General features: G+C 65.6%; 10 protein-coding genes. 6 read left to right on the top strand and 4 right to left on the bottom strand.

All coding sequences use genetic code 11. The features are described 5' to 3' along the window. Positions 1-142: 142 nt before the first annotated feature. The 3 genes from ACF8LI_RS18430 to ACF8LI_RS18440 all read right to left on the bottom strand — a co-directional run bounded on the left by ACF8LI_RS18430 (position 143) and on the right by ACF8LI_RS18440 (position 2929). Complete coding sequence (locus ACF8LI_RS18430; protein WP_034363673.1) at positions 143-901, bottom strand: 3-hydroxyacyl-CoA dehydrogenase; 759 nt, start codon at positions 899-901, stop codon at positions 143-145. A gap of 131 nt (positions 902-1032) precedes the next feature. After that, positions 1033-2079 carry an extracellular solute-binding protein gene (locus ACF8LI_RS18435; protein ID WP_016450487.1) on the bottom strand — a complete coding sequence of 349 codons (1047 nt, stop codon included), beginning with the start codon at positions 2077-2079 and terminating at the stop codon, positions 1033-1035. Between the two features lie 301 nt (positions 2080-2380). Further along, positions 2381-2929 carry a phasin family protein gene (locus ACF8LI_RS18440; protein WP_016450488.1) on the bottom strand — a complete coding sequence of 183 codons (549 nt, stop codon included), beginning with the start codon at positions 2927-2929 and terminating at the stop codon, positions 2381-2383. Between the two features lie 323 nt (positions 2930-3252). On the opposite strand from ACF8LI_RS18440, the gene ACF8LI_RS18445 reads away from it, so the two are divergent. From ACF8LI_RS18445 to ACF8LI_RS18470, 6 genes are all read left to right on the top strand, one after another. Then, the gene (locus tag ACF8LI_RS18445) at positions 3253-3714 is read left to right on the top strand and encodes a thioesterase family protein (protein ID WP_016450489.1); all 462 of its coding nucleotides are present in this window, start codon (positions 3253-3255) and stop codon (positions 3712-3714) included. A 115-nt stretch (positions 3715-3829) separates the two neighbouring features. Then, on the top strand, positions 3830-5050 hold the full coding sequence (gene pncB, locus ACF8LI_RS18450) for a nicotinate phosphoribosyltransferase (protein ID WP_074921446.1): 1221 nt from the start codon (positions 3830-3832) through the stop codon (positions 5048-5050). Positions 5051-5111: 61 nt separating this feature from the next. Beyond that, positions 5112-6539 (top strand): sodium:proton antiporter, encoded by a 1428-nt coding sequence (locus ACF8LI_RS18455; protein ID WP_047218008.1) that lies wholly within the window; start codon positions 5112-5114, stop codon positions 6537-6539. A 37-nt stretch (positions 6540-6576) separates the two neighbouring features. Further along, positions 6577-7584, top strand: a complete 1008-nt coding sequence (locus tag ACF8LI_RS18460) for a D-glycerate dehydrogenase (protein WP_016450492.1) — start codon at positions 6577-6579, stop codon at positions 7582-7584. A 110-nt stretch (positions 7585-7694) separates the two neighbouring features. Continuing rightward, positions 7695-9185, top strand: coding sequence for a DNA recombination protein RmuC (rmuC, locus tag ACF8LI_RS18465; protein WP_338500840.1), 1491 nt, complete (start codon positions 7695-7697; stop codon positions 9183-9185). A gap of 1 nt (position 9186) precedes the next feature. Further along, positions 9187-10368: an MFS transporter gene (locus tag ACF8LI_RS18470; RefSeq protein WP_392413721.1), complete on the top strand. Its 1182-nt coding sequence runs from the start codon at positions 9187-9189 to the stop codon at positions 10366-10368. Between the two features lie 70 nt (positions 10369-10438). Here ACF8LI_RS18470 and ACF8LI_RS18475 read toward each other — a convergent pair whose 3' ends face one another. Further along, positions 10439-11308: an LOG family protein gene (locus ACF8LI_RS18475; protein WP_016450495.1), complete on the bottom strand. Its 870-nt coding sequence runs from the start codon at positions 11306-11308 to the stop codon at positions 10439-10441. Between the last annotated feature and the right edge of the window lie 51 nt (positions 11309-11359).

Genomic DNA, 11359 nt, shown 5'->3' on the forward strand with positions numbered 1-11359 from the left:
TCTCAAAAACCGGCACGGCCCAAAGCCAGGGACACCGAGCAAGGGCCTATGCCGGCCGCGCCGCCCCGCCGCGAGGGTGTCGTCCCCCTCCCTCGCGAAGCGAGAAAGAGAGGGGGAAGCGGCGCAGCCGCTCAGGGGGTGCTTACTTCGGCGCCAGACGAATGGCCCCGTCCAGCCGGATCACCTCGCCATTGAGCATGTCGTTGTCCAGGATGTGGCGCACCAGCTTGGCATAGTCCTGGGGCGTGCCCAGGCGGCTGGGGAAGGGCACGCCGGCGGCCAGTGCGTCCTGCACTTCCTGCGGCATGCCGAACAGCATGGGCGTGCCGAAGATGCCGGGGGCAATCGTCATGTTGCGGATGCCGTTGCGCGCCAGGTCGCGCGCAATGGGCAGCGTCATGCCGACCACGCCGCCCTTGGACGCCGCATAGGCCGCCTGGCCGATCTGGCCGTCGTAGGCGGCCACGCTGGCCGTGGAGATCAGCACGCCGCGCTCGCCCGTGCTCTCGGGCTCGTTGGCCGACATGGCGGCGGCGGCCAGGCGGATCATGTTGAAGCTGCCGATCAGGTTGACCGTGATGGTCTTGGAAAACAGCGCCAGGTTGTGCGCGCCGTTCTTGCCCACGGTCTTCTCGGCGGGCGCAATGCCTGCGCAGTTGACCAGGCCTGCCAGCTTGCCCAGGCTCACGGCCTTGTCCACCACAGCCTGGCCATCGGCCTCCTGGCTCACGTCGCATTTGACGAAGACGCCGCCGATCTCGCGCGCCACGGCCTCGCCCTTGTCCGCCTGCATGTCGGCGATCACCACCTTGCCGCCCTCGGCCGCCAGCATGCGCGCCGTGCCTTCGCCCAGCCCGGAGGCGCCGCCCGTGACGATGAATACCCGGTCCTTGATCTGCATGGAATGTCTCCTTGGTTATCTGACGTTGACGTAAACGTAACTCTCAAATTATGCATGCAGCCCCGGCCGCAGCCATGTCGCGCCCAAGAAAAAGCCCGGCAGTGCCGGGCTGGTGATGGGCGCGATGGGGATTACTGGAACCCGGCACGGTCCAGCATTTGCTGGACCTTGGTCATGTTCTTGCCCACGGCCGTGATCGGGATGGTCTCGCTCTTGAAGGGCTTGCCGCCGGTCATTTCCTTGAGGGCAGGGTTGTCCAGTTCCACGCCCTTGGCTGCTGGCCACTCGTTGTTGCCGTTGGCAAAGTAGTTCTGGGCGGCGGGGCTGGCCAGGTACTCCAGGAACTTGACGGCGTTGTCCTTGTTCTTGGCATGGCGTGCCACGGCGCCGCCCGCGATGTTCAGGTGCGTGCCCCAGCTGGACTGGTTGGGGAAGACCACGCCGATCTTGCCGACCACGGCCTGGTCCTCGGGCTTGCCCGAGCGCATCATGCGCGCCAGGTAGTAGCTGTTGGTGACGCCGATGGTGCATTCGCCCGAGGCCACGGCCTTGATCTGGTCGGTGTCGCCACCCTTGGGCGGGCGGGCCAGGTTGGCCTTCATGCCCTGGATCCAGCCCTCTGCCTTTTGCTCGCCCATGTGTTCGACCACGGTGCCGAACAGGCTCAGGTTGTAGGGGTGCGAGCCCGAGCGGATGCACAGCTGGCCCTTGAACTTGGGGTCGGCCAGCGATTCGTAGTTCTGCACGTCGGCAGGCTGGACCTTGGCCTTGTTGTAGACGATGACGCGGGCACGTGTGGACAGGCCGAACCAGCTGATGCCATCGGCCGTGGGCTGGGCGCGCAGGTTGGAGGGAATGGCGTCTTCCAGCAGCTTGGAGTGGATGGGCTGGAACAGGCCATCCACCTCGCCGCGGTACAGGCGCGCGGCATCGACCAGCAGGATCACGTCGGCCGGCGAGGCCTGGCCCTCGGCCTTCAGGCGCGCAATGATGCCGGCGTCGTCGCCGTCCACGCGGTTGATCTTGATGCCGGTGGCCTTGGTGAAGCCGTTGTACAGCTCCTCGTCCGTGGAGTAGTGGCGCGCGGAGTAGAGGTTGACGACCTGGGAGTCGGCAATGGCTGTGCCGGCAGCCACCAGGGCGCAAGCGGCAAACAGGGCTTTCAGGGATTTCGACATGAAGACAGGCCTCTCTTTGTTGGCAAAGCGCGATGATAGGTCAAACGCGAATTGTTCTTAATAAAGGGTGGGGCCCGTCTAAGGGCTTGTGCGCGGTGGTCCCTGGTGGGCCGCGAGCCATGGCGCGCGAAAAAGCGCACGAAAAAAAACCCAGTCCAAAGACTGGGTTTGAAAGGATCCAGAAACGGGGGTTTCAAGAGGATCCAAGGAGACAACTGGTCAGGTCTTTCGACCCGGGATGCGTGCAATTATGCGGGTAATCACTGATTCTTGCACGCAGCCCTGTTGTAAGACAGCGTGATCAACGCTTGCGGGTCTGGGCCGACTGGACGGCTTCGCTGGCGGTGTTGGTCACGGCCGTGAAGTTGGCTTCCGCCAGGTCCGAAGCCTGCTTGACGGCCTTTTGCACCGACTCGAAGGCATTGTTGGCAGCCGACACGGCGCTCTTCATCACGGCCACGGCGGTTTCGGAACCTGCGGGTGCGTTCTTGGCGGTGGTGTCCACCAGGGCGCTGAAGTTCTTCTGCAGATCGGACGCCTGGCTTTCGAAGGCCTTGGCCAGCTCGGCACCGGTGCCGCTGGCGATGTCGTACAGGTGGCGGCTGTAGGCAGCGGTCTTTTCAGCCAGGGGCTGGAACAGGTTGGCCTGCAGCGACAGCAGCTCCTGCGCATCCTTCACGCTCAGGACGGCCTGGGTGTGCTGGGCGGCTTCGTTCAGTGCGGCGCGCGAGGCGGTCACATTCAGTTCCACCAGCTTTTCAACGCCTTCGAAGGCCTTGCTCGTCAGGCCGAACAGGGTTTCCAGGTTGGCCTTTTGTGCGCTCAGGATTTGGTCAGGGGTCAAGCTCATGTCAGTCTCCAGAAAAACGGACCACAGGGGTCTCGGGTTACGGGGAATTGCCTGCGCTGACCTGACTGAGTGTCATGTTGCAGTGCAGCATGGGTCTTATTGTAGGGATTGCAAAAAAGGAATCAAGTAACTGATGCTGCGGTGCAGCAAAAAAATCGGCAAAGCTGTGGGTTTTTTGTAAGTCTTTGATTTTGAATTGGTTTTATGTCGGTTTGACGACATTTTTCAGTTGGCATGCTTACTCGCTTGGCGAGTGATTGGCAGCAGTGCGCGTCGTGATGGCGACAGGGGCTGGGGACAGGGCGCATTCGGCCGGCGGCACAATGGCCGCCATGAATGAATCGCCCCCGAGCCGCCCCGCGCCGCAGCCCCGTTCGGCCTATGCGGCATTCCGACGCATCAGCACGCGCTGGTCGGACAACGATGTCTACGGGCACGTCAACAACGTCGTGTATTACAGCTGGTTCGATACGGCGGTGAATGCCCATCTGATCGAGCAGGGCGCGCTGGATATCCACGCGGGCGAGACGATAGGCCTGGTCATAGAGACGCAATGCAATTACTTTGCGCCGCTGGCCTTCCCGCAGGAGGTGGAGGCCGGTATCCGGGTGGCCCGCATCGGTGGCTCCAGCGTGCGCTACGAGGTGGGGCTGTTCGCGCAGGGCGAGCCATTGACGGCGGCAGCCGGGCATTTCGTGCATGTCTATGTGGACCGGCATACGCGCCGGCCTGCCCAGATTCCGCAGGCGCTGCGACAGGTGCTGGAGCCGCTGCTGCGCCGCTGATGGCGTCCGGGGCGCATGCAAGGCGTGCGCTCGCAGCGCGGCAGCGTGTGGATGGCCTACACTCGAAAGCTGTCTGCCATCTGACCGCTGGGGCGCTTACCGCCCGGCTCTGTCCATGATCATCACCAGCCTGCTCGATACCGACCTGTACAAATTCACGATGATGCAGGTGGTGCTGCACCAGTTTCCCGGAGCACAGGTCGAGTACCGCTTCAAGTGCCGCAACCCCGGCGTGCAGCTCGCACCCTATGTGAACGAGATCCGCTCCGAGATCCGCTCGCTGTGCAGCCTGCGTTTCCAGGATGCGGAGTTGGCCTACCTGAGCTCGCTGCGCTTCATCAAGAGCGACTTCGTCGATTTCCTGGGCCTGTTCCACCTCAACGAGAAATGCATCACGGTGCAGGCGCTGCCCAATGGCGAGATCGACATCACCATCCGCGGGCCCTGGCTGCACACCATCCTGTTCGAGATTCCCGTGCTGGCCATCGTCAACGAGGTGTACTTCCGCAACACCCAGCCGGTGCCCGATTTTCCGGAAGGCCGGCGCCGGCTGGATGCCAAGATCGCGCTGCTGCAGCAGCCCGGCCTGGAGCAGCTCAAGATTGCCGACTACGGCACGCGCCGCCGCTTTTCGCGGGCCTGGCATGAAGAGGTGCTGCGCGTGCTGTGCGCACGCCTGGGCCGGCCCGGCACATCCGCGGAGACCGAAGGCCAGTTCGCCGGCACCAGCAATGTGCTGTACGCCATGAAGCTGGGCGTCCGGCCCCTGGGCACGCTGGCGCATGAATACCTGCAGGCCTGCCAGTCCCTGGGCCCGCGCCTGCGCGACAGCCAGATCTTCGGCTTCGAATCCTGGGCGCGCGAATACCGGGGCGACCTGGGCATTGCGCTGTCGGACGTCTACGGCATGTCGGCCTTCCTGCGCGATTTCGACCTGTACTTCTGCAAGCTCTTCGACGGTGCGCGCCACGACAGCGGTGACCCGTTCGAGTGGGGCGAGCGGCTGCTGGCCCACTACCGTGCCAACCGCATCGATCCGCTGACCAAGACGCTGATCTTCAGCGACGGCCTGACGGTGCCGCGCACCATCGAGCTGTTCCAGCGCTTCCATGGCCGCTGCCAGCTGGCCTTCGGCATAGGCACCAACCTGACCAACGACCTGGGCGACGCGCCCGACCATGTGCCGCTGCAGATCGTCATCAAGATGACCCGCTGCAACGGCCAGCCCGTGGCCAAGCTCTCGGACACGCCGGGCAAAAGCATGTGCGATGACGAGAAGTACCTGGCCTACCTGCGCCAGGTGTTCGAGATTGCGCCGCCTGCGGCGCAGGCTTGATTGCGGCACCACCTGCCGCCAGGAGGGGACAGTGAATAGAGAACAAAGAGGAGACGGGACCATGAAGGCATTGCGCGGATTGCTGGCGCTGCTGGCCACCTGCGCGCCATCCTGGGCCCTGGCCGCCGATATCGACGGCGGCCAGCTTTCGGTACTTTGGGGCGTGCCGTTTGCGGGCATGCTGTTGTCCATCGCCCTGATGCCGCTGGCGGCGCCCCATTTCTGGCACCGGCATTTCGGCAAGGTGACGGCCGCCTGGGCGCTGGTCTTTCTGCTGCCCTTCGCGGCGGTGTTCGGCGTGGGCGCGGCCATGGCCAACCTGGTGCATGCCCTGCTGGCCGAATACCTGCCGTTCGTGATCCTGCTGACGGCGCTGTACACGGTGTCGGGCGGCATCTATGTGCGCGGCAATCTCAAGGGATCGCCGGGGCTGAACACGGCCATTCTGGCGATCGGCGCCGTGCTGGCCAGCTTCATGGGGACCACGGGCGCCTCGATGCTGCTGATCCGGCCGCTGCTGCGCGCCAACGACAACCGCAGGCACCAGGTGCATGTGGTGGTGTTCTTCATCTTCATCGTCTCCAATGCCGGCGGCTCGCTGACGCCACTGGGCGATCCACCGCTGTTCCTGGGCTTTCTCAAGGGGGTGGATTTCTTCTGGACGGTACGCCACATCTTCACCGAGACGCTGTTCCTGGTGGGCGCGCTGCTGGCGCTGTTCTACGCGATCGATGCCTGGCTGCTGCGCAAGGCCGGCGAAGCGGATCTGCCCGATCCCACGCCCAGCGTCGATGCCTTGGGCCGCGCCAGCCGCCTGGGCTTTGATGGCGGCGTGAACTTCGTGCTGCTGCTGGCCGTGGTGGCACTGGTGCTGATGAGCGGCCTGTGGCGTACCGATGCCGGTCTGGTGCTGGCCGGCACGCATGTGGGCCTGCCGGGTCTGGTGCGCGATGCGGGCCTCGTCGCCGTGACTGTGCTGTCCCTCAGGCTCACGCCGCGCAGCGTGCACCAGGCCAATGAATTTGGCTGGGGGCCGATGCAGGAAGTGGCCAAGCTGTTCGCGGGCATCTTCCTGACCATCATTCCAGTGATCGCCATGCTCAAGGCGGGAACGGCCGGACCCTTCGGCGCCATTGTGGGGGCCGTGACGCGCGCCGACGGCACGCCCGATCCGCTGATGTATTTCTGGGCCACGGGCCTGCTGTCCTCGTTCCTGGACAACGCGCCGACCTACCTGGTGTTCTTCAATACGGCGGGCGGAGACGCCGCTCAGATGATGACGGCCATGGCCTCGACGCTGGCCGCCATCTCGGCGGGCGCGGTGTTCATGGGCGCCAACACCTATATCGGCAATGCGCCCAACCTGATGGTCAAGGCCATTGCCGAGGAGCGCGGCGTGAAGATGCCCAGCTTCTTCGGCTACATGGCCTGGTCGCTGTGCATTCTGGTGCCGCTGTTCGTATTGATGAGCTTCATCTGGTTCCGCTGAAGAACCGCCTAACGCCAAGACAAGGAAAGAGACAGACATGGCAAGCAAACCCCGCATCCTGATCGCCCGTGCCATCCCGCCCGAAGTGGTGCGCAAGCTGGAGCAGCACTTCGAGGTCGAGTCCAACCAGGATGACGTGGTCTGGAGCCCGCAGGAACTGGCCCGGCATCTGCAGGACAAGGATGGCGTGCTGACCACGGGCTCGCAGACCATCGATGCGGCGCTGCTGGCCGCCTGCCCGCGCCTGAAGGTGGTGGCCAACATGGCCGTGGGCTACAACAACTTCGACGTGCCTGCGATGACGGCTGCAGGTGTGCAGGGCACGAATGCCCCCGACGTGCTGACCGAGACCACGGCCGATTTCGGCTTTGCCCTGCTCATGGCCACGGCCCGCCGCGTGACAGAGAGCGAGCACTACCTGCGCGCCGGAAAGTGGAACTCCTGGCGCTACGACCTGTTTGCCGGCTCGGAAGTGCACGGCAGCACGCTGGGCATCATCGGCATGGGCCGCATCGGCCAGGGCATCGCCAAACGCGGGGCGCATGGCTTCGGCATGAAGGTGGTCTATCACAACCGCTCGCGCCTGTCGCCCGAGCTGGAAGCCGAATGCAAGGCCGGCTACGTGGGCAAGGATGAACTGCTGGCCATGGCCGACCATGTGGTGCTGGTGCTGCCCTACACCAAGGAAAACCACCACACTATAGGCGCGGCCGAGATCGCCCGGATGAAGCCCACGGCCACGCTGATCAACATCGCGCGCGGCGGCATCGTCGATGACGCGGCGCTGGCCAGGGCACTGCGCGACAGGACCATTGCTGCAGCAGGCCTGGACGTGTTCGAGGGCGAGCCCTCGGTCCATCCCGACCTGCTGACCGTACCCAACGTGGTGCTGACCCCGCACATCGCCAGCGCCACCATGGGCACGCGCAGCGCCATGGCCGAGCTGGCGGCCGACAACCTGATCGACTTCCTGTCCGGCAAGGGCCCGCGCACGCCCGTGAACCAGCCCGAAGCGGCGGCCGCCGGCGCGCGCGCCAAGGCCTGAACACCGTGTTGTGACAATCGCGGGACGGCTGGCCGTGGCCGCTTCCCGCTGCATGGAGCGCAAGCAAAATCTTGACCCAGATATCCGGAGTGTGGTGGGCGGCCTGGGCCGTGCTGCTGTTGGGGCAGGCGGCCGTGATGTGGCTGCTGTGGAGGCGCTCGGCGCAGCGCGAGGACGGGGTGGCGCCCCAGCAGGTGCTGCAGGCGCTGCAGATGCTGGACGTGCGGCTGCAGCAGCTCGAGCGCGGTGCCCAGGCCACGCAGATGGCCGTGGCCAAGAGCGATGGCGGGCTGGACCGCGTCTCGCAGCAGCTGCAGGCCCATCTGGCCCAGGCCCAGCTCGATGCCCAGGCGGCGCGGCGCGAGCAGGGCGAGGCGCTGGCAGCCTTTCGCATGGAACTGGGCCGGCTCACCGTGCGGCTGGCCGCCGACAGCGCCCAGGCCCGCGAGGCCCAGGGCGAAAGCACGCAGCGCTTCAACGCCCATGTGCAGGAGCGCTTCGAGGCGCTGGCGCAGACCACGCGCAGCACGCTGGACTCCCTCAAGAACGACATCCAGCAGCAGCTGGGGGGGCTGGCGCAATCCAGCCAGGTCCATGCCGAGCAGCTGCGCGGCACGCTCAACGAGCGGCTGGCCACCATCCAGTCGGACAATGCGGCGCGCCTGGAAGAGATGCGGCGCACGGTGGACGAGAAGCTGCATGCCACGCTGGAGCAGCGCCTGGGCGAATCGTTCAAGCTGGTCAGCGACCGGCTGGAGCAGGTGCACAAGGGCCTGGGCGAGATGCAGACGCTGGCCGGCAGCGTGGGCGATCTCAAGCGCGTGATGACCAATGTGAAGACGCGCGGCACCTGGGGCGAACTGCAGCTGGGCGCCATCATCGAGAACGTGCTCACGCCCGAGCAGTACGCGCGCAACGTCAAGACCGTGCCCGGCAGCGACGACATGGTGGAGTTCGCCATCCGCCTGCCCGGACGCAGCGACGAGACGCCGGTCTGGCTGCCCATCGACGCCAAGTACCCGGTGGAGCAGTACCAGCGCCTGCTCGACGCCCAGGATGCGGCGGACAAGGCGGCCATTGTCTCGGCAGGCAATGCCTTCGAGGCATCGATCAAGTTCGAGGCGCGCAAGATCCACGGCAAGTACGTGAGCCCGCCGCACACCACGGACTTTGCCGTGCTCTACCTGCCCACCGAAGGCCTGTTTGCCGAGGTCATGCGCCGCCCCGGCCTGGTCGAGGCCGTGCAGAACGGCTGCCGCGTGATGGTCACCGGCCCCGCCAACCTGGCCGCCATGCTCAGCAGCCTGCAGATGGGCTTCAAGACGCTGGCCATCGAAAAGCGCTCGTCCGAGGTCTGGGCGGTGCTCGGCCAGGTCAAGACCGAGTTCGCCAAGTTCGGCGAAGTGGTGGATGCCACGCGCAAGTCCATAGACGCGGCGGCCAAGCGCTTCGAGCAGGTGGGCGTGCGCACGCGCGCCATCCAGCGCCAGCTGCGCGACGTGCAGGAGCTGCCCGCGCCGACCTCTAGTGCAGCGCGGCCCGGCCTGCCGGATGACAAGGACGCAGCGGCCGGAATGGAGCCGGGATCGGAGCAGGATTGAGATGAACCTGGCCCTGTTCAAGGTCATCATGGCGCAGGTCAGCGTGCATGCCACCATGGCCGGCATGCGGCTGGCAGCGCCCTTGCTGGCGCTGCAGCAGGGCTATAGCGCGGCGGCCGTGGGCATCTTGCTGGCGCTGTTCGCGCTGACCCAGGTGTTCCTGGCGCTGCCGGCCGGGCGCTTCGCGGACAAGCATGGTTTTCGAAAGCCGTTTTTCCTGTCCATGCTGGCGGCCAGCGGGGGCTGCGCGCTGGCGCTGGCATTGCCGCTGTATCCGGTGCTATGCCTTGCGGCGTTGTTGACGGGCGGAGCCAGCGGCGCCGTGGTGATTGCCGTGCAGCGCCATGCGGGCCGTGTCACCCACGATGCGGTGGCGCTCAAGAAGGTGTTCAGCTGGTTGGCCATAGGCCCGGCCATCTCCAACTTCATCGGGCCCTTCAGCACCGGGCTGCTGATCGATCACGCGAATTTTGGCGGCGAGGGCAGTACCATGGGCTACCGCGTCGCCTTCGGCCTGCTGGCCCTGGTGCCCGTGCTGGCCTGGAGCTGGGTGCGCCACACGCAGGAATTGCCGCCCGTGCGCGCGCCCATAGGCGGCCCCAGGCAGCATGCCTGGGACTTGCTGCGCGACCGCAATTTCCGCAACCTGCTGCTGGTCAACTGGCTGCAGTCCGCATGCTGGGACGTGCACACCTTCGTGCTGCCGCTGCTGGGCCATGAGAAGGGCCTGAGTGCCTCGGTCATCGGCACGCTGCTGGGCATTTTTGCCGTGGCGGCCGCCGCCATCCGCCTGGCCATGCCGCTGGTGGCCGAGCGCTTGCGCGAAGGCGCCGTGATCTCCGGTGCCATGGCCATCACCGCCTTCGTCTTTGCGCTGTACCCCTTCATGGACTCGGCGCTGACCATGGGCATGTGTTCAGTGATGCTGGGTTTTTCACTGGGATCTGTGCAGCCCATGGTCATGAGCATGCTGCACCAGATCACGCCCGAGCACCGCCATGGCGAGGCACTGGGCCTGCGGCTCATGGCCATCAATGCCTCCAGCGTGGCCATGCCCGTGCTGTTCGGCTCGGCGGGGGCATTGATCGGCGTGTCTGCGCTGTTCTGGGTGGTGGGCGCGGCCGTGGCCTCGGGCATCCGCACGGCCTGGTTCATGGGGCTGACGCCGCGCAAGCCGGAATGAAAAAAAGCGACCTGCGCCTTGGTGCGCAGATCGCCTTGCGATGCGGTGGCGGCCTGCCGGCCGCTGCGGCTTACCAGCCGCCAGCGTGGAACTGCTTGATCAGCGCCCAGGCTTCGACCGGATCATCGGTATAGCGGAACAGCTGCAGGTCCTTGGGCGAGATCGTGCCTTCCTCGATCATCAGGTCGATGTTGAGCAGGCGCTTCCAGAACTCGGTGCCAAAAAGGATCACGGGCACGGAATGCGTCTTGCCGGTCTGCATGAGGGTCAGCACCTCGAACAGCTCGTCCAGCGTGCCGAAGCCGCCGGGGAAGGCCACCAGGGCCTTGGCGCGCATCATGAAATGCATCTTGCGCAGGGCGAAGTAGTGGAACTTGAAGCTCAGGTCCGGCGAGATGAAGCGGTTGCCGTTTTGCTCGTGCGGCAGCTCGATGTTCAGGCCGATGCTGGGCGCGCCCACGTCATGGGCGCCTCGGTTGGCCGCCTCCATGATGCCGGGGCCGCCGCCGGTGCAGATGTAGAGGCGCTCCTCGGGCGGCTGGTTCAGGCTGTCGGCGGCCACGATGCGCGTGAAGGCGCGGGCCTGTTCATAGCGGTGCGCATTGCGCACGGCGCGCTCGGCCAAGGCAACGCGCTGGGGATCGCCGCTGGCCTGTGCGTCGGCCAATTGCTGCTCGGCCTGCTCCAGGTCCACGAAGCGGGCGCTGCCATAGACCACGACGGTGTGCTCGATGCCGCGCTCGATCTGGGCCAGGTCCGGCTTGAGCAGCTCCAGCTGCATGCGGATGCCGCGGGTTTCGCGGCGGAACATGAATTCCGGGTCCGCGAAGGCCAGGCGATTGGAGTTCTGCTGCAATGCCATGCCGTTGTGTGCCTGGTTGTGAAGGGCCGACCAGCCGTTGGCCAGATCGGTATCGGTCAGGGGGGAAGAGATTTGCATGAACCCTCGTACACAGGAAAAACCAGGGCGGCCACGCCTGTGGCCGTTCCA

It is taken from the genome of Delftia sp. WSY_12 (assembly GCF_043104645.1).
Lineage (GTDB): Bacteria > Pseudomonadota > Gammaproteobacteria > Burkholderiales > Burkholderiaceae_C > Comamonas > Comamonas tsuruhatensis.

Excerpts from the sequence above, each read along its gene's own strand:
- ACF8LI_RS18430 (WP_034363673.1), bottom strand. The coding sequence starts at position 901 with ATGCAGATCAAGGACCGGGTATTCATCGTCACGGGCGGCGCCTCCGGG.
- ACF8LI_RS18435 (WP_016450487.1), bottom strand. The coding sequence starts at position 2,079 with ATGTCGAAATCCCTGAAAGCCCTGTTTGCCGCTTGCGCCCTGGTGGCT.
- ACF8LI_RS18440 (WP_016450488.1), bottom strand. The coding sequence starts at position 2,929 with ATGAGCTTGACCCCTGACCAAATCCTGAGCGCACAAAAGGCCAACCTG.
- ACF8LI_RS18445 (WP_016450489.1), top strand. The coding sequence starts at position 3,253 with ATGGCCGCCATGAATGAATCGCCCCCGAGCCGCCCCGCGCCGCAGCCC.
- pncB (WP_074921446.1), top strand. The coding sequence starts at position 3,830 with ATGATCATCACCAGCCTGCTCGATACCGACCTGTACAAATTCACGATG.
- ACF8LI_RS18455 (WP_047218008.1), top strand. The coding sequence starts at position 5,112 with ATGAAGGCATTGCGCGGATTGCTGGCGCTGCTGGCCACCTGCGCGCCA.
- ACF8LI_RS18460 (WP_016450492.1), top strand. The coding sequence starts at position 6,577 with ATGGCAAGCAAACCCCGCATCCTGATCGCCCGTGCCATCCCGCCCGAA.
- ACF8LI_RS18470 (WP_392413721.1), top strand. The coding sequence starts at position 9,187 with ATGAACCTGGCCCTGTTCAAGGTCATCATGGCGCAGGTCAGCGTGCAT.
- ACF8LI_RS18475 (WP_016450495.1), bottom strand. The coding sequence starts at position 11,308 with ATGCAAATCTCTTCCCCCCTGACCGATACCGATCTGGCCAACGGCTGG.